Annotated in this window: 19 protein-coding genes, 1 tRNA gene and 1 pseudogene; 6 read left to right on the top strand and 15 right to left on the bottom strand. The window is 33.0% G+C overall.

Going from position 1 to position 21,069, the window contains the following annotated elements:
• Nucleotides 1-26: 26 nt before the first annotated feature.
• From AC4FQ5_RS00630 to eco, 8 genes are all read right to left on the bottom strand, one after another.
• The gene (locus tag AC4FQ5_RS00630) at nucleotides 27-701 is read right to left on the bottom strand and encodes a DUF2490 domain-containing protein (protein WP_491140565.1); all 675 of its coding nucleotides are present in this window, start codon (nucleotides 699-701) and stop codon (nucleotides 27-29) included.
• Nucleotides 702-1,028: 327 nt separating this feature from the next.
• Nucleotides 1,029-1,478: a VOC family protein gene (locus AC4FQ5_RS00625; protein WP_491140564.1), complete on the bottom strand. Its 450-nt coding sequence runs from the start codon at nucleotides 1,476-1,478 to the stop codon at nucleotides 1,029-1,031.
• 42 nt (nucleotides 1,479-1,520) lie between these two features.
• The gene (locus AC4FQ5_RS00620; RefSeq protein WP_491140563.1) at nucleotides 1,521-1,892 is read right to left on the bottom strand and encodes a VOC family protein; all 372 of its coding nucleotides are present in this window, start codon (nucleotides 1,890-1,892) and stop codon (nucleotides 1,521-1,523) included.
• Nucleotides 1,889-2,299 carry a hypothetical protein gene (locus tag AC4FQ5_RS00615; protein ID WP_491140562.1) on the bottom strand — a complete coding sequence of 137 codons (411 nt, stop codon included), beginning with the start codon at nucleotides 2,297-2,299 and terminating at the stop codon, nucleotides 1,889-1,891. Before AC4FQ5_RS00615 ends, AC4FQ5_RS00620 begins: the two co-directional genes overlap by 4 nt.
• Before the next feature lie 2 nt (nucleotides 2,300-2,301).
• A complete protein-coding gene (locus AC4FQ5_RS00610; protein WP_491140561.1) occupies nucleotides 2,302-2,772 on the bottom strand; it encodes a hypothetical protein in 471 nt (156 codons plus the stop codon).
• A 10-nt stretch (nucleotides 2,773-2,782) separates the two neighbouring features.
• Nucleotides 2,783-3,304: a hypothetical protein gene (locus AC4FQ5_RS00605; protein WP_491140560.1), complete on the bottom strand. Its 522-nt coding sequence runs from the start codon at nucleotides 3,302-3,304 to the stop codon at nucleotides 2,783-2,785.
• A gap of 9 nt (nucleotides 3,305-3,313) precedes the next feature.
• The gene (locus AC4FQ5_RS00600; RefSeq protein ID WP_491140559.1) at nucleotides 3,314-3,769 is read right to left on the bottom strand and encodes a DUF1569 domain-containing protein; all 456 of its coding nucleotides are present in this window, start codon (nucleotides 3,767-3,769) and stop codon (nucleotides 3,314-3,316) included.
• 167 nt (nucleotides 3,770-3,936) lie between these two features.
• Entirely contained in the window at nucleotides 3,937-4,425 is a 489-nt protein-coding gene (gene eco / locus AC4FQ5_RS00595) for a serine protease inhibitor ecotin (protein ID WP_491140558.1), read from the bottom strand.
• Between the two features lie 174 nt (nucleotides 4,426-4,599).
• Between eco and AC4FQ5_RS00590 the strand changes: the two genes are divergently transcribed.
• A complete protein-coding gene (locus tag AC4FQ5_RS00590) occupies nucleotides 4,600-5,916 on the top strand; it encodes a thrombospondin type 3 repeat-containing protein (protein WP_491140557.1) in 1,317 nt (438 codons plus the stop codon).
• Nucleotides 5,917-5,968: 52 nt separating this feature from the next.
• Here AC4FQ5_RS00590 and AC4FQ5_RS00585 read toward each other — a convergent pair whose 3' ends face one another.
• Complete coding sequence (locus AC4FQ5_RS00585; protein ID WP_491140556.1) at nucleotides 5,969-11,878, bottom strand: alpha-2-macroglobulin family protein; 5,910 nt, start codon at nucleotides 11,876-11,878, stop codon at nucleotides 5,969-5,971.
• 18 nt (nucleotides 11,879-11,896) lie between these two features.
• Between AC4FQ5_RS00585 and AC4FQ5_RS00580 the strand changes: the two genes are divergently transcribed.
• From AC4FQ5_RS00580 to AC4FQ5_RS00565, 4 genes are read left to right on the top strand one after another with little or no spacing between them, the layout of a single operon-like run.
• Entirely contained in the window at nucleotides 11,897-12,652 is a 756-nt protein-coding gene (locus AC4FQ5_RS00580; RefSeq protein WP_491140555.1) for a UbiA prenyltransferase family protein, read from the top strand.
• A gap of 3 nt (nucleotides 12,653-12,655) precedes the next feature.
• Complete coding sequence (gene recF, locus AC4FQ5_RS00575; protein WP_491140554.1) at nucleotides 12,656-13,735, top strand: DNA replication/repair protein RecF; 1,080 nt, start codon at nucleotides 12,656-12,658, stop codon at nucleotides 13,733-13,735.
• Nucleotides 13,736-13,740: 5 nt separating this feature from the next.
• The gene (locus tag AC4FQ5_RS00570) at nucleotides 13,741-14,340 is read left to right on the top strand and encodes a hypothetical protein (RefSeq protein WP_491140553.1); all 600 of its coding nucleotides are present in this window, start codon (nucleotides 13,741-13,743) and stop codon (nucleotides 14,338-14,340) included.
• The gene (locus tag AC4FQ5_RS00565; RefSeq protein WP_491140552.1) at nucleotides 14,327-14,623 is read left to right on the top strand and encodes a hypothetical protein; all 297 of its coding nucleotides are present in this window, start codon (nucleotides 14,327-14,329) and stop codon (nucleotides 14,621-14,623) included. Before AC4FQ5_RS00570 ends, AC4FQ5_RS00565 begins: the two co-directional genes overlap by 14 nt.
• Here AC4FQ5_RS00565 and AC4FQ5_RS00560 read toward each other — a convergent pair.
• Genes AC4FQ5_RS00560 through AC4FQ5_RS00550 form a run of 3 tightly spaced genes read right to left on the bottom strand, consistent with a single transcriptional unit; the run spans nucleotide 14,601 to nucleotide 18,379 of the window.
• Entirely contained in the window at nucleotides 14,601-16,634 is a 2,034-nt protein-coding gene (locus AC4FQ5_RS00560; RefSeq protein WP_491140551.1) for a recombinase, read from the bottom strand. The two genes, AC4FQ5_RS00565 and AC4FQ5_RS00560, sit on opposite strands and share 23 nt — an antisense overlap.
• 13 nt (nucleotides 16,635-16,647) lie before the next feature.
• Nucleotides 16,648-17,292, bottom strand: a complete 645-nt coding sequence (gene mtgA / locus AC4FQ5_RS00555) for a monofunctional biosynthetic peptidoglycan transglycosylase (RefSeq protein WP_491140550.1) — start codon at nucleotides 17,290-17,292, stop codon at nucleotides 16,648-16,650.
• Nucleotides 17,293-17,332: 40 nt separating this feature from the next.
• Nucleotides 17,333-18,379 carry an ABC transporter substrate-binding protein gene (locus tag AC4FQ5_RS00550; RefSeq protein ID WP_491140549.1) on the bottom strand — a complete coding sequence of 349 codons (1,047 nt, stop codon included), beginning with the start codon at nucleotides 18,377-18,379 and terminating at the stop codon, nucleotides 17,333-17,335.
• A 47-nt stretch (nucleotides 18,380-18,426) separates the two neighbouring features.
• On the opposite strand from AC4FQ5_RS00550, the gene AC4FQ5_RS00545 reads away from it, so the two are divergent.
• Nucleotides 18,427-18,500, top strand: a tRNA-Arg gene (locus AC4FQ5_RS00545).
• On the opposite strand, the gene AC4FQ5_RS00540 is transcribed toward AC4FQ5_RS00545, so the two are convergent.
• The 3 genes and pseudogenes from AC4FQ5_RS00540 to AC4FQ5_RS00530 form a co-directional block, all read right to left on the bottom strand.
• Nucleotides 18,466-19,524 (bottom strand): recombinase family protein, encoded by a 1,059-nt coding sequence (locus AC4FQ5_RS00540; RefSeq protein WP_491140548.1) that lies wholly within the window; start codon nucleotides 19,522-19,524, stop codon nucleotides 18,466-18,468. The two genes, AC4FQ5_RS00545 and AC4FQ5_RS00540, sit on opposite strands and share 35 nt — an antisense overlap.
• A 17-nt stretch (nucleotides 19,525-19,541) precedes the next feature.
• A pseudogene (locus AC4FQ5_RS00535) lies at nucleotides 19,542-19,902 on the bottom strand (PDDEXK nuclease domain-containing protein).
• Nucleotides 19,903-20,125: 223 nt separating this feature from the next.
• Complete coding sequence (locus tag AC4FQ5_RS00530; protein WP_491140547.1) at nucleotides 20,126-20,341, bottom strand: DUF1016 N-terminal domain-containing protein; 216 nt, start codon at nucleotides 20,339-20,341, stop codon at nucleotides 20,126-20,128.
• Between the last annotated feature and the right edge of the window lie 728 nt (nucleotides 20,342-21,069).

The following is a 21,069-nucleotide window of genomic DNA, read 5'->3' as shown; positions in this document are numbered from 1 at the left end:
TTTTAGTTTTAGTTTTTTTAATGAAATTAATTGTTGGTAAACGGAATATTATTGTAAAAACCGATTTGTACCTGTCCACGGTTTTTATTTTCCTGAATCTGATTCATATAACCCGCTTCGATTCTTATATTTTTGTTGATGACAAAACCTAAAGCTCCGTAAACTCTGTTTCTGTCGAAAACCGGACTGTCAAGATTCAGGAAAATTTCGTTGTACGCTGAAATATATAAAGTTTTTGGCAACATTTCTTTATTGGTAACCGGAACGTTAAAACCTAAGTAATAACGAAACCTCATCCTGAAATCATCCTGAAGAAAACGTTCTTCCAAACGGTAACGATGCTGAATATTAAAACGACCGAATTTCTGCTTTGTAATATATTGCTGGAAAATTCGATGCTCAATATTTTCAGTTTTTTCTTCGTTTACATAAGGCTGACTCAAAATAAAACCATAACCCAATAAAATATTATTATTGTTTTCCGTAAGATCATATCCTATTCCGGTACGGATGAGAAGCTGCTCTAAGTCTCCGATACCGTCAAAATTACGGTATTGAATTTCGTTATGAAAATTAAGTTTTTTGCTGATTTTGTTGTTTCCAAAATACATATACCACGCTCCAAGATCACTTTTCTGAGCATGAAAGAATGATGAAAAACTAATTATAATTAAAAAAGAAAATTGCCTGAAAATACTCATTCTATACTTATTTATTACTATTATCTATCATTAACAACAAAATTAATGCTTTAAATCAATAATAACAAATAAATTACAAGCCGAATTCAGGTAGCAAAAACAGGCTGAATTATGAATGTACTTTTTCTTTTAAAATATCGTTTCCGTTATTATCAAAAATAAGTATTTCTAGACCTCCACTCCTTGTTGGTGAAGCTTTAGTCAGATCTAAGCTATCCAGATTGTTTGTGTTTTTTATAATTTATTTCTGTAATATATTTAAAACGAAAACCGGCAAATTAATCTGCCGGTTATTTTAATATTATTTTTCTTTAAAAATTGAAAAATTTAAGGATGTTGCTGCATTTTAGCAGGATCATCATAATTTACCATCCAGTTGATGCCGAATTTATCGGTAAACATTCCGAAATACGCACCCCAGAAAGTATCTGCAAGTGGCATTGTAACTTGTCCGCCTTCAGACAATCCGTTGAACAATTTGTCGGCTTCTTCTTTAGAATCAGCATTGATTGAAACGGAAAAATTGTTTCCGACTTTCAGATTTGAAGACCATTCTCCACCGGTGTCACTTCCCATCAAGATTGTTTCTTTAGAGATCGGAAGAGAAACATGCATGATTTTATCTTTGTCTTCCTGAGGCATTTCTTTCCCATCCTGTGGAGGCATTTCGCCGAAAGTTCCGATGTAAGGAAATTCTCCCCCGAAAACTGATTTGTAAAATTCGAATGCCTGTCTGCAATCGCCGTTGAATGTTAAATAAACGTTTACTGTTGCCATAATTTTAGTTTAAAATTTTTGTGTTTATATTTAAGTTAAATGTTATCGGTGTTGATCAATCAGGATCATATTTCCGTCCGGATCTTTCAGGAAAATATGTTCTGGTCCTGAAGTCGTTTCGTCAGCTTGCTTTTCTAATGTTACCTGATTTTCTTTTAAATGTTTCTGAATTTCGCGCACGTCGTCAAAAGACTCCAGATTATGGGCATTTTCATCCCAACCGGGATTGAAAGTCAGCATATTCCCGTCAAACATTGCCTGAAAAAGCCCGATCAATGTGGTCCCGTTTTTCATGATCAGGTAATTGCTTTCCATACTTCCGCCCATCGTACTGAAACCTAATTTCTCGTAAAAATCTTTAGACTTTTCTAAATCTTTTACACTTAAGCTTATGGAAAATGCTCCTAATTTCATTGTATATTATATTTTTTATTTAAAGCCAATCTGTATCCTGCAAAAACCAACCCCCACGACAAAATTCCCAAAATCCAGAACCAGGTTGGTGTAGGAAGTACAGACATCATGTAAATAGACTGTATCAGGAAAACAATTCCGCAGACTAAAGCATAAATTTTCTTGCCGTCGTTCGCAATTTTAGTAGAAACAAATCCGGAAACTAATGCTGCAACAGCATATGAAATTATCACAAAAAACAAAGCCATAAAAGGTGCTGTTTCTACATAATGTTTCATCGCTACCATATCATCACTTTTCATTCCTTTTGGCATCGGATAAAAATGATGCCCGATTGTCTGAACGATTCCGACACTTATTCCTCCGGAAATGATCCCGGCAATCACTGCTAATATTTTTCGCAACATAGCTATTGGTTTTTTAGTCTTGTTTTAAAATCTAATGTTCCGTCATAGCTTTTCCAGTTTCCGATGAATTCGATGTAAGGATTTTCTATTTTCTCGGTTTTTTTGTTCCAGCTGAATGTATAAATAAATTTGCCTGTGAAAATGCCGGAATGTTTTCCTCTGTTTTCTTCGGCAAACTCATAGTCACCATATACAGTACCTTTCTTTTTTCCGTCTTTATACTTGGTTATTCTGATCTTTCCTTCGTATTTCGATGTCGTATTTTCGACTACAGAATATCCTGAAACAAAGTATTCCTGATCATTTTTTCTATCCTGTTCGGAAAGTTCGACTTTAAGTCTGAGGGCTTCATTTGCGGCGCCTATAGTTCCGGTGTACGGTTTTGAATTATTCGTCCAGACATTTGCAATGTTCGGCATTTGAGCCCATGCAAAATTGGAAATCAGAACGAGGAGAAGTAAAAGTTTTTTCATCTTGTTGTTTTTATTTAAATATTACTTTAGAAATATCATCGTGAGAGAAGTTGCTGAACCAGGCTTCAGATTCTTTTCCACTCTCTAAATTCGTATATATTCCTTTGAATGTCGTACTAGAATAATTTCCTCTCTTATTTATATCTTTTCTTGTCTGAATACGGAATTTCCCTTTGAAAAAACCGTCATCAATATCTGGCTGAGTTCCATTTAAATGAAAATCTCCAAAAACAAGCATTTCATCAGCACGGTCTTTCACATTAAATACATAATTGAAGGTCAGTTTTCCTGCACAAGTTAATGTTTTACCATTCAATGTATAAACGCCTTTTAATAGATAATTTTCCGGCTTTTTACCATCTTTAGAAACGGTTTCAAATTTCACGTCTATTTTCATTCCGTCAATTTCACCGTCAAAACCCAATTTTTCATTTAATAAAATTTTACTGAAATCCTGATCTTTCAGAGGAAAATTATTGGTTTGTGCATAAAAAGTAATGAAAGGAAAAAATAACAATAAAAGTATTTTCATCCCATCTGTTTAAACTCCAAACTGCGCCAAATGATGGTTCAGATGCTTTGCAAACATATTATTCCATTCATCAGATTTTAGTTTACCAAAAGAAAGAGATTCTTTCTCATGAAACGCTGACGCTCCCAATTGCTGTGTTTTCTGAATAAAGCCAATCAACCGTTTCTTTTCATCATCGAAATTTCTTCTTCCAGCGATTACAAACTGAGGTGCTGTAGGAGAATCTCTGGGATAGGCTTTTTCTCCGACCACTTTAGGTTTTACAAATCTTTTTAAAATAAATTTTGCAATAGCTCCCGGTTTTTTATGTTTTTCCGGCTCATACACCATCTCGTAAGTGATGCAACAGTGCGCCAACATCTGATCTACCGTCATTCTTCCCCATAAACCGTGTGTATCTTCTACTAAATTATTTATTCTATTGATATAATTCTGAGCGTCTTTCGCATCAAATACGTTTTCCATAGTTTATCAAATTGTATAGAAACAAATATAATATTATTTCGGCTGATTTTAAAAATTGTTTTTAATCTTCAATTGTGAATTATTGAACAATCATTGCTTCAATCTACAACAAAAGACTCCCCACAAAATTTGTGAGGAGCCGACTATTTTTGAAATGATTTTCTATATTATTTCTGAACTGCTTTTTTCATTGCAGCATCCGGACGTAAAATTCTGTAACGCACTTCCAAATCTTTAGGCACATAAAAAACCAAAGGCAATTTGCTGTTGTATCTCACAATTTCGGGTTGTAGAGAAACAAATTTCCTTGTTTTTTTCTGATCCGGACAAGCCATTAAAGTTCCGCCAGTTTCACCATTGGATTCCACTTCATAATAATTGTAACCCCAACCTTGCAAATCCTGAGTTGTTACTTTCCCTATCAGAAAATGTTTGTTGCAATCCAGTAATTTTTCAACACCCACGAAAAATTCAACTTTCAGATCACTTTCATTTTTTGCTACTGGTAATTGAATGTAAACCTGTTTAAATCCTTCTTTAGCTTCTGGAAACATCTCAATCTGAAGTTTTTCAAATTTTTCTGTTTTCTTCTGAGCAGAAATATTTCCTATGAAAAACATTACTAATACTGCAGATATTGCCTTTAAAAATTTCATAATTAACGTATTTAAAAATTATCAATTCCTTAAAGTCAAAAATTATTCCAGATCATTAAACTGGTCTCATATAGAATAGTATCTTAAATTTTAATTTTTCAGGCAACGATGAAAAATATTAAATTTGAAAACCATATTTTATCGTAAAAAAATCACTTATTAAATCAAAAAATTATGATGAATAGAAAAAAACTCATTCTCTTTTTTATTTTCCTGCAATCATTAAACCTTTTAAATGCACAAAAAAAATCCTGTAAATGTTCGGAGCTTGAAAAGTATGACCAGGAAAATCAAAAAAAATGGAGAACATATAAATTTGAACCCATTTCAAAAGATTCTGCAGTAAAAGCTCCTTTTAATTTTATAACGACTGATTTTCTGGATCATCCTGCAAAGAGTTCGGACATTATAGATTCTGTACACATAAAATTGAAAGCATACGATTATCTGATGGATGTTGGTTATTCTGAAGAAAAAGATGGTAAAAAGAAAAAAAGCAACACTTCGTATATGGATGGCTTTGAAAAGTATATGAGCATTGAAGATTCCATCAGAAGTATTGAAGCAAAAAAATCAGTTGGACCTCTAAGCAAACCGAAAGTAATAAAAAGCGAGAAGAATAACAATAAATGGGCGATTTTATATTACGATTTCAAATATGATGAACTGCTTACTTTCGGAGCCGGATACTGGCTTGCTTATTCTGAAGATTCAGGAAAAAACTGGAAATACAATTATACAGGGCTTTCAGAAAGAAATAATTATGTATTCAAATCCAATTCAAAACTTCCGCTTTGGAAAGATGATCATCACATTCAAATCGAAGCTGATATTGTAAGAATGACCGATCAAATGGGGCATCCGTTACCACCGGAATATGAAACCGTGAAAGATAATGCGTTGGTGATAATGGATATTAATGAAATCTTAAAAGACAGCGATGGAGATGGAATCAATGATATTACTGAGAAAAAACTGTTCTTAAATCCCAATTCCACAGATACCGATAATGACGGAATTCCTGATCATAAAGACACGAATCCACGATTCAAAAAAGGCAGTAACGAGTTTACCATTTTATATGAAGGGTTAATGTATGGAGATTACGAAGTTCGTGGAAAAGGTTTATTTGAAGAATTTGATATTGACACCAATAATCCAAAATTATATTCCGGAAAAGATCCTGATTTTGAAGCAATGAAAGAGATTTTCAGCACTATAAAAATGATCGTGACCGATGACAAAAATCTTCAACAGATCGCTCCACCAAACGAAACAATAATCATTCTTACCACAGAGGAATATAAAGAATATGAGAAACAAAATAAATCAAAAATAATAAAACAAAATTTTTCACCGCTTTTTAAATGTGACACAAAGAAAGACACCTATATTCTCAGAGAAAGTGCATCATACAGCGGCAGAACATATGAAATTACCCGAACCAAAAAAGGTTGGAGTGTAAGAGTGGTATCAAGCTGGATTTCTTAGAAAAAAATAAAAAAACGTCACAAATACAATGTGACGTTTTTTTAATGTTAAATTATTCTGCAATTATAACGTTTGTTCCTTTTGTATGCGCATTCATCTGTGGCGCATAATAATTCTGAATGGTGGTAATTCCGTTTGAGAATTTTCCGGATGCATTGGCTACATAATCGTATTCAAATACATATTTCCCTTTCGGCATCGATTCAATATAGAAGTTTGTGGATGCATCTTTTGTCGATTGATAATATCCTAAACTATTTTTCCATTGATAGCCCGAAAGAACATTTAAAGGCTCAAATCCTGCAGCTCTCATATCTTTGATGTGAATAAATTCCATCGCTCTGTCGGTATTCAAAATCATTCGTACAGTAATCTTATCACCAACTTTCAACGGAGTTTGAGGTGAGATTTTCTGCAGTTCTTCTCCGTTTACCGTTTTGATTTTTTTGTACAGTTCTTTCGTTATCGAAATGTAATTCTCAGACGATTTTATTTTATCCAAATCCTCATAATATTGCCAGAATAACCCTCCCTGAACAATTCCTGCGCCAGGTTTTGTAATGGTAACTGTTGCTAAGTTTTTATCTAAAACGTCGGTTTTTACAGTAGATTTCACGTAACCTGTTGCCTGTGTTTCAGGTTTTAATTCTTTTCCGCCCCAAATAATGGTTGCTTTATCGCTTTCTGAAGTAGTCCAGGATTTTCCTGAATTTAAAATCGTAAAAATCACTTCCGATGTTCCTCTCGAACTTCCCCAGGAATTCACTTCTTTTTGTGTAATCAGCCAGATTTTCATGTCTTCAATGAATTTCTGATCATTTGGCTTTAATTTGTTGAAAGCTTCCAAAGCTCCTGCATGATTAACGACTTTTGAGCTGAACCAACCCCAATCATTAAGATTTTGTTTCCAGTACACACCCTGGGTTTTTGAGTCTACCGAAGTTTCTTTTAAATAATTTAATAATTTATCGGAAACATCTTTCAAGCCATAATCACTCATCAATAAAGCTGTACGATGCAATCCGAAGAAAGTGAAATCTGTAATTTTCGTAGTTTTTGTTTTTTGTTTTACTAAATTTTTCAAGGTTGCTCCTTTTCCTTTCAACGGATATGATTTTTCCCAATAGTTTCGGGTGTCGAGATAATCTAAAGTCCAGTTATTGATAACATTCCCTTTAGTAAGATCTGCATATTTGTTGATTTCGTTGTCAACATATTGAACTAATTTTGCAACCAATTCTTTCTGATCCGCACTCTGATAATCTTTCACATTATCTTTCAACCAAACATTGATTTTCCCTAAATTTTTCAGAATATACAATGAAGTTCCATACGAACTCGGATAACCTTGATACCAGGAAAAACCACCATCGGGATTTTGCAGTTTTTTAAAGTCATCCCAATCCTGATTAATCGAATTTTTCATTGTATTTGCATCAAACAACAATGCCAGTTTCTTCATCTGTTCTTCTTCATTTTTACTTTCCAAAACCCACGGAGTTTCATCTAATAAAAGCTGTTTTAGTTCCTGATTTTTTTCAAGATTTGAGTTTAACAATCCTTTGCTTTGATATTCTTCAAAAACAGTTTTCAGTTTCGGATTAGCTTTAAAAATCTCCGAAGCCAAAACATCTGCAAACCATTTATTAAAGATCACATCTGCGGAATTGTTCTGATCATTTTTCAGACTCGGAAGCGCGAACATGATTTCCCAAATCGGATTTGTGGTCAATTCCAACGTATTTGAAACATTTGAAATCGTTGTTGAAGTTGCATTTTTAAGATTCTCCAATTCAAACGTTTTTGTCTCTCCTTCTTTTACAAAAACAGGAATTGCATCTGTCACCAACATTCTATTGGGTAAGATTGCTACCGCTTTTTGCTCACCATCGGAATATTGACCTGCTTTTGCAACCACTTTTAAGATAATGGATGAAACGTTGTCCGGAACTTTCACTTTCCATGTCAAAGCTGAGTTTCCGTTTTCATTTAAATCAAAATTCTGAACACTTGAATTCAATCCAAATTTTGATGAAATATCTTCATTGGTAAAAGCATCTAAAATTTGTAAACTTGCAGAACCGCTTAATTTTTTGCTCGTTAAGTTGGATAGTTTTGATTGTAAATTCAATTCGTCACCTTCTCTCAAAAATCTCGGATAATTTGGTGTAACTGAAAATTCTTTTTGTGTAATGACTTCTTTTTCCAGTGTTGCAGCTCTTGCGTCTTTTGTGTGAGCAAGAAACATTAATTTCCATTTTGTCAAGGCTTCCGGAGAGGTGAATTCGAAGCTTACGTTTCCTTCGGAGTCTGTTTTTAAGTCTGGGTAGAAAAAGGCTGTTTCATTCAGGTTTTGACGGACTGCAATTTTTTCTAAAGGTTCATCATCTTTGTCTAAAACGCCGTCACCATCTGTTCCATCGTAAACAACATCCGTATATTCCACTCTTTCTTGCTCTGTTAGTTTTCTACCTGAGTTTACAATTTCAATTGCCTGATCGTCCATTCTCACAGATTGCAATCTCATTCTTGGTGATCCGGCAGATTTGGCAACAACCGCGGGAGTAGGAGCATATTCGGCGTAAGCTGTTGATTTATCTCCTCTGTAATATTCTTCATAATCATTAAACCAATTAAATAGTGGAACATCAACATATTTCCCATTATAATATTTCATTCTTTTCTGATAATATTTTTGCTCTAAATTTCCACTAATTTCATAAGAATTTACAATTGAATAAGGCACATATAATTTCTCCCAATTAAAAGTATTCACAGCAAACTGATCCAAAGACATATCATACATATTTGCCAAAACTTCTGCGTTGATCTTTTCCTTTTCATTTCCTGAAACTTTTACTGACCATTTTTCTTTAGAATTTGGTTCTAACTTATCTCTGAAAGTTATGGTTTCAATTTTCAAAGCTTGTTCAGCATCTTTTATTTTCAAATTGATCGTTTCCGTCTGTACGTCATTGAATGCAACCAACTGAAACTGAATATTCAGATTGCTTACACTTTTTTCTTTTGGAATATCAACTGAATATTCTAAAATCCCATTTTTAAATTTTTGAGTTTCTGAAATCGTTTTTCCTAAGCCATCTTGTATAAAAATATTGACCAAAGCATCCGGAATTGCAGAATATACATAAATCGTCGCTTTTTCCCCTCTTGAAAATTCATTTTTAGGTTCTAAAACGGTTAAGAAGGTTTTTTGATTTGGCTTCAGAGATTTCTTATCCCAAACACTGAAATTCTGAGAAGATTTTATAGTATCTTTCCCTTCGATATTGTATAGTTCAAGCTGATAATCTCCTGCATCAAGTTTTCCGAGATCAAGAGATTCTTCGCTTCTTTTTGTTTCATTCAAAATGACGGAAGAAACTTTCCAATTTTTTAATTCATCATTTTTATCATACAAATCATGAGGAAATTTACTTATAAATTCTTCTTTGGAGAACTTAGGCAAATTCTGAACTTCCGATTTAAAATTGTCTCTGAAAATTCTGTCCGGAGATTCCAGTTTTGACAATTTAACCTGATAAGATCTTTTGAGACTTTGTTCGTTATAATTTTTAGTTTCCACTTTTAGTTTTACACTTTCATCAGCAAAAGTGTTTTTAATTTCATCTGCTTTGATGTAATGAGAAACTGAGGCTACTTTAAGATTGGTATCTGCAGACTGCGTTTCGCCATTAATATCAGTAATCGATGCGTTGATCAGATAATTATCAATCTGAATTCCTTCTAATTTCTCATCTTTTTTAAGGTCTAGTTTTATCGTAAACTCTCCTTTTTCATTGGTTTTTACTTCGCCAAGAATTGAATTTTCATTATCATCATTATTATTCTCATACCATGGAAAATATCTCCAACGAATATTTTGTTTTTTAATTTCATAACTGACATTCGTATTGCTCAAAGCAACTCCTGAAAACATCATTGCTTTTCCTTTTAGCTCAATGGTTTGTCCATATTTATATTCGTCTTTTACAGGGTCAAAAGTGACTTCAAATTTGGGACGTTTGTATTCTTCTACTCTAATATTTGCATAGCCGTTAGTTCCGCCATCGGTCTGTAAAGAAAATCTTCCATTCAATTTTCCTTTTGGAAGCACAAAACTTCCGTGATATGAGCCAAATTCATTTGTTATGAAATTTTGAGAACTTACTTCCTGATAATTGGCATCATTTAATGTGATTTTCTGGTTTATTCCGGATATGACAGATTCAACTTCTTTATCAATTTTGGTATTAATCACTTTAAAATAAACTGTTTGTCCTGGTCTGTAAATCGCTCTGTCTGTAAATATCTGAGCTTCTGTTCGCGTTTCTTTATTAGGATTATTATTTATGCGATTATAACCATATAATTGCATGATTTGAAAATCATTAGTTTTCGGTTGATGAATCAGGAAGCTTCTATAATAATTTTTGTTATCCGTTGTTGGAAATTTAAACAATCCTTGCTCATTGGTTTTACCTGCAATTTTATTTAAAGTTTTGTTTTCTAAAAATTCGTAAAATGTAATATTTTCATTATCAATTACTTTTCCATTTTCAGCATTTACCAATTTCAATTCATTTAGAACCTGGTTTCCTTCATCCTTGTTTTGATAAATAATTTTATTATTCGATACCAAAAAATAAAAATTCTGCCTAGAGTTATCATCTTTTGTACCTGCACCTCCAACCAAATATTCTACGACATAAATTCCCGAAGCAAGTGGTTTGATTTCGAGTGAAGTTTTATGAAGTTGATAATCTTTAGGATCGTTTAGTTGATAATTTTCTTTCCTTACCAAAGTCTTTTTTAATTTTGCAAAATCCTTGATGTAAGGGTTTTTAGTATATTCTATAAACGAAGAAAAATCATCTTTTACTTCATAAATATTTAATAAGAAATCTGAAACATTTTTAAACTCAGCAACCAAATGAATCGGTAAATTGGGCTGTGTTTGCTCTTCATACTTAAGAGCTAAATGAGGATTTGTAATTTGATTTTCTTTATTTTTAATATTTTCTAAAAAAGCAGATTTTGGATATTGGCTTTTTGCTTGATTACCAATTGATAAAGCTTCTTTTTGTTTATTTTTCTCAATCAATTCATTCATGATTTCTTCTATCACGAGAACTTTGTAATCACCTTCAATATTAGATCTAACTAAATTCTGAAGTTGCTCTAATTTATCTTTACAATTATTATACGTACAGTTTTCCTGAAGTTTTTTATGTATAAAATACAGTTTTGAATTTCCTGTATTCTGAGCAATCAGTTCGTCAAAAACATCGTTGATCTGAGATCTGTTTTCCTTTAATTCATTTGCAGTAAATACTCTGCTTTCAGACAAAAAATTAACTTTTCTCAATAAATACCAATCGAGTAATGTTGGGAAATAAGAAATATCATCGGTATTTGAAAAGGCTACTTTATAGTTTTCAAGTGAGATTTTTTTCATCTCGCTTTTCTCGGTGTCAAGCTTTTGAAAACTCTTATTCAAATAATTTTTAAAATCAAGTCTACTCCAGGTTTCAATTTGTGTCAAATCTTGAGAATTCAGATTGGTTCTCCCGTCAATTTCATAAAAATGCTCATTATAATAATCCTGAAAAAAACCTGACAACAAAACTCTGTAAAATAAAAGATCATTGCCTTGCAAATTCTTTTCTGAATTTTGAAGTTTGACAAAAAACTTTGAAACAGAATTGTTTTGATCGTCATCATTAATCTGATTTGTGATAGTAAATTCAGCTTTGAGAGAACGAATGAGCTGCAATGCATTATTTTCTTTCATGGCCTGCTTTTGTATGTCTAAAACAATGGGAAGATTAGATTTAAAAGTTCCTTCCTGACTATTTTTTTCTATTTTTTTCCATTGCTGATCGTAATAGTTTTGTGAAAAAGCTATAGAAAAACTCAACAACAGAAGGAAGAGGAACAAAATCTTGGAAAATCTTTGCATAAATGTTATTTTTGATAAATGAATTTCTTAAAAGTACTGAAAAATTCTGTCATCGACAGCCAATTATACGTCTCTTTGATGGGAACTTTTTTCGCAGTATTTTTCATGCTTGAGCAAAACACATTCCGTTTTCCGTCTGTGCTTTTGATATTTATAACGTATTTCAGCGGATATTTATATACGAAATTTCAAAACACAAAACATTTTTATAAAATTTTTATCTTAAATGTAATTGCCGGAATTGTCTCTGCCGTTTTAATTATTCTAAACCATAATGAAATACGTTTGATAAAATGGTTTGTTATCGTAGTTTTAGGTTTACTTTACAATAGTTTTTTCCTTGAAAATTATATAAGAAAAATTCCTTTTCTGAAAGTATTTTATGTAGGATTAGTTTGGGCTTTGGTCAATTGCTGGCTTACTTTACCTGAATTTAGTCTTCCTATTTTTCTGATCAGCTTCTTTTTTATTACGGCTTTGGTTCTGCCCTTTGACATTCGTGACATGAAAAGTGATACCATTGAAACGTTCCCAAAGCTTATCGGAATTCAGAATACAAAATATCTTGCTTATTTTTTAGTATTTATTAGTTCCTTGATTTCAATCTTTTATTTAAAAACTAATTTTTCGTTTGCTTTTTTCTTCACTTCGATCATCACATTTATTTTAATTTATTTTTCAGAGAATAAAAGAAACGATTCTTATTTTTCTTTTTGGGTAGAATCTTGTTCTATACTTCCTTTTTTATTTTTAATAATAATGGAGTATTTTTGACAAATGATCATCAAAAAACTCACGCTTTACAATTTTAAAAACCACTCTGAGAAAAAGTTTGAGTTTTCTCCGCAAATCAACTGTTTTGTTGGTAACAACGGTGCGGGTAAAACCAATATTCTTGATGCTTTGCATTACTTATCTGTTGGGAAAAGCTTTTTGGGAAATACCGATATTAATAATATCAAAACTGACGAAGATTTTTTTACCATTGATGCTGAAGTTCAGAACGATGACAGCGAAGACAGCATTAAAATCTCTCAACCGAAAGAAGCCAAGAAAATCATTAAAAAAAATGATAAAAGCTATGACCGAATGGCAGATCACATCGGTTATTTGCCAAGCGTGATGATTTCTCCTTACGATTCAAACCTGATTTCTGATTCGGGAGAAAGTCGTAGAAAGTTTTTAGATTCAATGATCTCGCAAACTGATTCAGGTTATCTTTTTGATCTGATTCAGTATCAGAAAACGATTCAGCAGAGAAATGCTTTGTTGAAATATTTCGCTAAAAACAGAGTATGGGACAAAGATTCTCTGGAAATTTATGATGATCCGATCACAAAATCCGGAACCAAAATTTTCGAGAAAAGAAAAGAATTTGTCGCAAAGCTTAATCCGATTGTTCAGAATTTCTACCAGATTATTTCTGGCGGAAAAGAAACCGTTTCAGTGATTTACGAGTCACATTTATCTCAAGATTCTTTTGAAAATTTATTAAAAGAAAGTTTAGATAAAGACAGAATGCTGACTTATACCTCAAAAGGAATTCATAAAGACGATTTACTTTTTGAAATGGATTCTGTACTCATTAAAAAAGTCGGTTCACAGGGACAGCAAAAATCTTTTTTAATTTCATTAAAACTCGCCCAAATGAGTTTGGTAAAAGAGCTTACAGGAAAAACTCCAATTCTATTGCTTGACGATATTTTTGATAAACTTGATGATACTCGCGTTGCTCAGCTAATCAAACTGGTTAATCAGGAAAATTTCGGACAGATTTTTATTACAGATACGCATCGAGAACGTACAGAAAGTGTAGTAAAAAAAATCAATGAAGAAAGTATAATTTTTGAGATTTAAAATAAATGAACAAATTTTTACTTTTTATTTTTCTATTATTTTCATTTTTGGTTTTTGGACAAAAGAAGTTTTCTATGAATGAAATAATGAAAAGCTTTCCGTTTAATAAAACTACTAAAATTAAAATCGTTTCCTACAATATTGATTTTTTAAGTGAATTTCCTATTCCGTTACCAGCGGTAAGAAAAGATGGTGATTCTACAATAATAAAAAAAATAATTGCTGAACAAACTTTTCCAATTAAATTAAAAGACATTTTAGAAAGGGAAAATCTGGAAGGAATTAAGCAAACCAAAATACTTAATTTCGAAGAAGCTTTTGAATTATCAAAACTACTTTATAATACTTGTGGTAAATTTTCAAGTGATTTGCGTGAAACAAACAAGTGCTTTTTTCCTAGAAATGCTATTTTATTTTATGATGAAAATGATAAAGTCTTTGAAATTTTGGAAGTTTGTTTTGATTGTCACAGAATGCAATTCAATTCAGAAAAATCATTAGAAATAAATAGTATGTGTGATAATTTTTACTCGAAACTAGAAAAATTTTATAATTCTAAAGGATTAAAAACAAAACATAAAGGCTTCAATAATGAAACGAAATAAAAAACGCGAATTTCAATCCTCAGAACTCGTAAAATCTTTTGCCAGAATATATGGTTTTGAAGATAAATTACTAGCTTTTGAAATTAAAGATTTCCTTGAAGAATATCTTGATGAAAGCTTATTCAGTGAAATTGAAAGCGTAAATCTGGAAGACAAAACGATTATTATAAAAATCGATTCTCCGTTATTGAAAAATGATTTTAAAATGCGTAAAAGCTTTTATTTAAAAAAGTTTCAGGATAAATTCGGCGAAGAAAAATTTACTGATCTTCAGATTTTGTAGGTATTGTTTTTTGTACCATGTCATTCGTTTTAAAATCAAAACTTGAGCGTAACGGTATAAAAAATTTAAGTGGATTTTTTAAAAAATACCTGAAAATTTCCCGGTAAATCTCACCCACTTCACCAAAATTAAGTTTTCTTGATCTGAACGCCAAAAACATTGACAAACTGAAACTCACCAAGAAGTTGAAAAATCCAATAATGAAAACCGTGAGAAGCGCGATCCAGAATGTATAAGAATCTACGTTAAAATCTTTTCCGTACAGTCCTAAAGCAAAATTTCCCGCAGCAAACGTAATGTGACGAATGTCGAGATCTAGCCCAAAAAACAATCCTATCGGTGCAGTGGCACCCAGAAAAACGCCAAACCAGAAATTGGAAACAATTCCTGCCCAGTTTTTAGCATAATAGTTGGAAAGTTTTTTGGCAAATTTAGCCCCAAAAACCCTTTTAATAGACTGGTTTTTGGCAATTCTGTCAGGAATCTGAAAAAAAACAGAATTGTTCCCAATATTTCCAGAGATAATTCCGGAAATAAAAAGATAAAAGCCGGCAATACTTGCGTGAAGAATCGCTTTAGAATTGAAAGGATCTAAATCTTTCAATAATTTTTCTGATTTTTCCACCGCTAAATTCTGTGAGAAAAACACATCCAAACCATAAATAATTGCCATTGCAACCGGAAAGGCCAACAAAACATTGCCAACAAACGCAATAAACTGACTTCTGAATAGTTTGGAAACCAGATCTGCGAATTCGGTATTGTTTCTTTTTGTATTTCCCTGCTCAGAAAGAACTTTGGTCATCGTTGCAGCCGTCATTGCCGGTTGTTTCGTTGCCAGAGTAAAACCCATGAGATAGATCATCACAAATCCCATCGCATAATTCAAAGAATATAAAAACGCATGGAAAAAGTCGCTTCCGGGCATGAAACCGTACAACATTTTCAGTACGCATAAAGCACCCACGATAATACCACCACCACTTGCTTTCATAAACATTTTCATGTACTGTCTGCGATTGGAAGTAATATAGTGACTTCCGGTTTCTGCAGTATGATTAGTAATCAGATGAGAAATCATTCTCGTACTGTCGTTGAAAAGTTCTGAAATATTATTTTTGTGAGATTTATAGCTTAAAATATTAAACATCAATTGCTTAGATTTAACAATAACATCCTCATCATTATCAATAACCAACAACTGTACGATCTCAAAAATTCTCTGGGTCTGCTGACGGATTTTTAGGAGAGCCTGATTGATCTTTCCCGAAATACCATATTTAGAAGAGTTTTTGAATGCAATGTTCACAAAGTCGAGACATTGCTCTATGTAAATTTTAATCTGCTTGTATCTGCTGTCTTTTGAATGCAGCTGAATTTCAGGATTGATTTTAAATTCTTCGGCCAAAGCTTCAAGCTCATTTTGTAAAGCTAAAAAGGGATTGTCAAAATTCCTGTACTCCGGAGCCATTCTCACCACCTCAACTTCCAAAGCCATCCCTGTGACGCGCCATGAAAGGATATTCATTGAAAATATAAGTTCTCTTTTTACTTTCTTTTTCTGAATAAAATCTGAAACTCCAAGAATATGAAAAAATTCATTCATCTCATTTTCAGGAAGATTATGCAGGTATTCCAAGTCTTTTTTGGGTCTAAAACTGATGTTATCCACCATATACCAAACCGTTTTCTCGTTTTCTACGGGTGGCAAAATTTTATTCAGAATTCTTTTTTTCAATTCCGGAATAAAGGCATTTTCTGATAAAATATTGGCTTCGGTAAGTGATAAATTGAAAGGTCTGCCCTCGAAAATATTATGAATATAATATCTGAAATTATCTGCCAAGCTAGGATTTGCCTTAAAGCAATTGAGAACGTCGGTAAAATCGGCTTTCTTTATGCTCTCCAGAAACTCTGCAAAAGGTTCCAGAGAAAGGGTTTCATTCTTAAAAGAAAAATATTTTTTAAGAACAGCTTCAAAATTTTTTGTACTTGTACTGAGAAATTTCATTAGTACAAAGATACTATTTCAAACTTACATTTCTCATCTGCCGCATAATCCAGTTATGTTTCTTTCTCAGATAAGAAGACGGGTTTTTGGGATCGTATTTTTTGGGATTAGGCAAAACCGCTGCAATCCACGCTGCTTCTGAGGTATTGAGATCTTTTGAAGATTTGCCAAAGTAATAATGTGACGCAGCCTCAATTCCGAAAACGCCCTGCCCCATTTCAATAGAATTCAGATATCTTTCAAGAATGATGTCTTTAGTCCATACTTTTTCGATGATAAAAGTATACATCGCTTCAAGACCTTTTCTGATCCAGCTTCTACCCTGCCAAAGAAAAACGTTTTTTGCAGTTTGTTGCGAAATAGTGCTTCCTCCTCTCAGTTTTTTTCCTTTTTCATTATTCTTCATCGCTTTTTCGATGGCTGTATAATCAAATCCGTTATGATTAAAAAACTTCTGATCCTCTGAAGCGATCACGGCTTTTTTCACATTACTTCCCATTTCATCATAAGAAATATAGTCTCTATTGAGCTTACCGTACTCGAAAAGTCCGCCAATCTGCGTAATGGTAATGGGTGGATTAAAAAACCTTCCCCAGATGATGAATACTACGTTCAGAACAAGAACGATGAAAATAAGCTGTTTTATTTTTTTCCACATAAGCTAAAAAACTTCTGCAAAAATAAAAAATTCCGGCGATCTATTGTAATTCTTTCATATAAGTCAGCTGATAATCCGGCAAAAGCTCTGGATGAAAGATTTTTATATAATCTTTGAGAACAAGATCTGAACGCACCACTCCGCTTTCAAAAAAATCATTTGATTTTTGTTTTTCTCTGGCGGTAAGCCCATAAATTTTTCCTTTTTTGAAAACCTCAAGCTTTCCATAATACGGATTGATATTCAGCAATTCCTTCTTAGAAAGATGATTTCCTACATTCACCCAATATTGAGTTTGAACAGATTTTGCGTAAACTTCTTCAAAACTCATCGTAACTGCTTGTTCTTCAGAGTTATTTTTTAAAATATAATCAGCATGAGCATCTGAAATATAGTTTGCTGTAAATGTTCTTCCGCCAGGAAGATACCAAACATCTCCGTACATTTCATTTGCTAACACTTTTGGTTGTGATTTTGATTTTAAGGCTAATTGTTTTAATTCTTTGTAATTTTTTTCAATCTCTGAATATTTTTTTTCAGCAATTATTTCTTTTCCAAAAAGTTTTCCGAAAAGTTTAAGATAAGCAGTCTTCTCTAATGGTTTCTGCTCCATATATTCATCTAAAAAAATAACCTGGATACCATTATTTTTCAAAAGTTCATAAGTATTTTCGAAGCTTGCAATGTAGTTTGTGAAAATCGCATCCGGCTTTAAAGAAATAATCTTTTCAACATCATATTTCTGCTCGTTTCCTACGTTTTGAATTTTCCCCTGTGTTATTAAATTATTAATTTTTTCTGAATAAATATATTCCGGGCTCGAAACTCCGATAACCGTATTTTCTGAACCAATTTCAGAAATAAAACCCAGCAAACTGGAATTCAGAAGAATAACTTTTTTAAAAGGAATTTGGTTTGTTTTAAAATCATATTTAAATTTTCCTGATTCAAAATGAAAATTTTCTCCTTCTTCCCTATAATTGAGTTTTGAAGATAAAGAAACAACATTATCATATGATTTTTTTTGCTCTTGTTTACAGGATATTACCGATAAAAATACAATAAATAATAAAAATTTCAGTTTCATCTTTCAAAGAAAGCAAAAAAGTCTTATATTTGCAAACCTTTAAAAAAGGCCTCGTGGCGCAACTGAATAGCGCATCTGATTACGGCTCAGAAGGTTACAGGTTTGAATCCTGTCGAGGTCACAAAACCGACATTTGAAGTTTTTACTCTCTTATGTCGGTTTTTTTTATTTCCTAAACCATTGTTATACTGATAGATACATTGGGCAACAATATTCATTTTAGGTGTTTGAAAACTTTTTCCTTCAAATTCTACTTTTTTGGGAAATATCAAACACCCTATCGTCCTTTTTGTCATCAGATCGCACTGCTGGTATAGGTTTGCGAGATTTTCCATTGAATCAAGCGCATTTTCTATTTTTGTCCTGATGTTAAGTTCTTTGCTTTCTGAAACGATGTGTTGAATCTCCTGCTCCAGTTGTTCAATTTGTGATCTTGTGATACTTTTGATCTCTTTATAATCTTCTTCATCTAATTTATCCGCAAGATATTTGTCTCTCGCACTGGCAACTTTTTCATTCAATAAATTGATCTCTTTCGAGATCGACTTTCTTTTCGCTTCGATATCGTAAGTAAATTGTTTATAATTATCCAAAAGGATCTCTTTCATAAGATCTTTGATGATCGGATTATATTCCAATTTTGAAATTTCCAGCTCAAACAGTTCATTCAACTTCTCAGAATCAAATCTGAATCCGCATTTGTAATGACAATGATAATAGTAGTACGTTTTAGCTTTACCCTTGGCACCGCTTGCTGTAAGATTTTTGCCACACTTTGGACAGGCTAAAAGACCGCGTATCGGAAAACGTTCATTACCTAGTACCCTCCCGCCGGGACCCTCTACTTTCCTTCTTTTGTCCATGACCTTTTGGACCTGATGAAACAACCTTTCACTGACCAATGCCTCATGTTTCCCTTCAATATAGTAAGCCTCTTCCTGTTTATAGTCTTCAATATAGATTTTACCGCAGTAAACAGGATTTCTCATGGCTTTGGCAAACGCACTTCTCCCCATCGATATTCCATCTCTCTTGTTCATCTGAAGTCTTACATGGTCAGCAGGAATATGGCCTTTAGCCAACTCATTAAAAGCCCATCTAATGTTTGAAGCCTCAGGTTCTTTGATCGCGATATATTTTTTCACCGTTTTCGTGGGCTCTGTTAATATAGCCATAAGGGGCAATGCCCATTAGCCTGCCTTCTTTTTTTGCTCTCCGCATACCGTGAATGCTCTTCTGTCATTTTCAACCTCCGGAGTAGAAAGGTAATTTGCATTTGCCCAATATCCTGATGGGTCAGTTTACCAATCTTCAGATCGAACAGTACAAAGCATTTAAGCAAGCGGTTATAAAATACCTGGTTGACAAAAAAGTTGTCACCTTCGAAAGTGAACCTGCGTTGCCTCCTCAAACAGGAAACCCTTGCCTAATTCCAACATAAAATGCTCCAGCTTGTTGATGATCTCTGTTTCCAGATCACTCTCCGAGTGGGGATGATCTTGTTTTAAATCAAGAAATTCCAAAACATAATGACTTTTTAGCAGGTCTGTGGGCTTTTCGACAATTTGACCTTTTTGCGCCAATTGTTTTATATCGTCCTTATCCTTGCTCAAAGCCAATCTTTCGTATAATGCCGAATTAAATTGCCGGGTAAGTTCTCTGACACTCCAATTGTTTAGTCGCTTCTATTTCGTAAAAATCTCTCTCATTCTCATCGTCAATTTTCATCAGCTGAATGTAATGGGACTACGACAATGTAAATACAGAATTACGAGACGGTGTTTCGTATTTTCCGGAAGTTTTGGTTATTTCATTAGAAATTCTCTTTTGGAATATTAGATAAAATTTCCTCATACACTGTAGATTGTCCACAGAGTATCCTCTTCCAAATTCTTCTATCAGCTGTTTACTTAGATTTTTAAGCGTCTCCTTTAATATTTCGGACGATTTTACTTTTTGCATTTTCAATTAAATGCTTAACGGAGCTGTAAAGATTGGACGACAATGGATGCATAATTACAAATTTAGCATTATTTCTTTTTGCAAACCACCAAGATATCCTGTCAATTATAATTTTTGATGCATACCCAAGAGACTGACTTCATTTGGCAGCCATTGGCTCGTGCAGGATCACAAAATATGGTTTAAAATATCCTGACTTTTAAAAATGGATCAGGTTTAACTTGGATTTATTGAATGATTATTCTTTCATAATCAACCGATAAAAAGGCAACTAAGGTAGAGCGTCCAGCCCAGTCATTCCCAGTCAAAAGACTACGGTATAAACTGTTTCCTCCCTAAAGGTACCCTCCAATTATTCCGTTTCCTTTTGGCTTTCAGCATTGACCGCTTTGATTATCTGCTTTCTTTTTTCCGGTATTTCTTTTGAAAAATATTCAGCGAAGCCTAAAAGGCTTTTAGGGGATGGGTCGGAGAAAAGATTGAGAACAAATCAAAATGTACAATCTTTAAAATCTACGATTATGAACATTATCGGAAGAAAGATAACAAGGACTTACCTTTCAAATTCACAGCGGATCATTCACAAGATTTCACTAGACTAGCCATTACCAATACACCTGTTCAACATCAGAATGCAACATGAATTAAAATATTTATATCATTGATGCCATATTATTTATCATCCGCAGGCTTAAAAGAGGTTGAGCTAATTCTAAGTGTTTGTATAT

This window comes from Chryseobacterium sp. DT-167 (assembly GCF_058310155.1).
The sequence above is the reverse complement of the archived record's forward strand: the minus strand, read 5'-3'. Positions and strand labels throughout refer to the sequence as shown.

What these genes read in the sequence shown, in the direction of transcription:
- AC4FQ5_RS00630 (WP_491140565.1), bottom strand. Translation starts at nt 701, where the DNA reads ATGAGTATTTTCAGGCAATTTTCTTTTTTAATTATAATTAGTTTTTCA.
- AC4FQ5_RS00625 (WP_491140564.1), bottom strand. Translation starts at nt 1,478, where the DNA reads ATGGCAACAGTAAACGTTTATTTAACATTCAACGGCGATTGCAGACAG.
- AC4FQ5_RS00620 (WP_491140563.1), bottom strand. Translation starts at nt 1,892, where the DNA reads ATGAAATTAGGAGCATTTTCCATAAGCTTAAGTGTAAAAGATTTAGAA.
- AC4FQ5_RS00615 (WP_491140562.1), bottom strand. Translation starts at nt 2,299, where the DNA reads ATGTTGCGAAAAATATTAGCAGTGATTGCCGGGATCATTTCCGGAGGA.
- AC4FQ5_RS00610 (WP_491140561.1), bottom strand. Translation starts at nt 2,772, where the DNA reads ATGAAAAAACTTTTACTTCTCCTCGTTCTGATTTCCAATTTTGCATGG.
- AC4FQ5_RS00605 (WP_491140560.1), bottom strand. Translation starts at nt 3,304, where the DNA reads ATGAAAATACTTTTATTGTTATTTTTTCCTTTCATTACTTTTTATGCA.
- AC4FQ5_RS00600 (WP_491140559.1), bottom strand. Translation starts at nt 3,769, where the DNA reads ATGGAAAACGTATTTGATGCGAAAGACGCTCAGAATTATATCAATAGA.
- eco (WP_491140558.1), bottom strand. Translation starts at nt 4,425, where the DNA reads ATGAAATTTTTAAAGGCAATATCTGCAGTATTAGTAATGTTTTTCATA.
- AC4FQ5_RS00590 (WP_491140557.1), top strand. Translation starts at nt 4,600, where the DNA reads ATGATGAATAGAAAAAAACTCATTCTCTTTTTTATTTTCCTGCAATCA.
- AC4FQ5_RS00585 (WP_491140556.1), bottom strand. Translation starts at nt 11,878, where the DNA reads ATGCAAAGATTTTCCAAGATTTTGTTCCTCTTCCTTCTGTTGTTGAGT.
- AC4FQ5_RS00580 (WP_491140555.1), top strand. Translation starts at nt 11,897, where the DNA reads ATGAATTTCTTAAAAGTACTGAAAAATTCTGTCATCGACAGCCAATTA.
- recF (WP_491140554.1), top strand. Translation starts at nt 12,656, where the DNA reads ATGATCATCAAAAAACTCACGCTTTACAATTTTAAAAACCACTCTGAG.
- AC4FQ5_RS00570 (WP_491140553.1), top strand. Translation starts at nt 13,741, where the DNA reads ATGAACAAATTTTTACTTTTTATTTTTCTATTATTTTCATTTTTGGTT.
- AC4FQ5_RS00565 (WP_491140552.1), top strand. Translation starts at nt 14,327, where the DNA reads ATGAAACGAAATAAAAAACGCGAATTTCAATCCTCAGAACTCGTAAAA.
- AC4FQ5_RS00560 (WP_491140551.1), bottom strand. Translation starts at nt 16,634, where the DNA reads ATGAAATTTCTCAGTACAAGTACAAAAAATTTTGAAGCTGTTCTTAAA.
- mtgA (WP_491140550.1), bottom strand. Translation starts at nt 17,292, where the DNA reads ATGTGGAAAAAAATAAAACAGCTTATTTTCATCGTTCTTGTTCTGAAC.
- AC4FQ5_RS00550 (WP_491140549.1), bottom strand. Translation starts at nt 18,379, where the DNA reads ATGAAACTGAAATTTTTATTATTTATTGTATTTTTATCGGTAATATCC.
- AC4FQ5_RS00530 (WP_491140547.1), bottom strand. Translation starts at nt 20,341, where the DNA reads ATGCAAAAAGTAAAATCGTCCGAAATATTAAAGGAGACGCTTAAAAAT.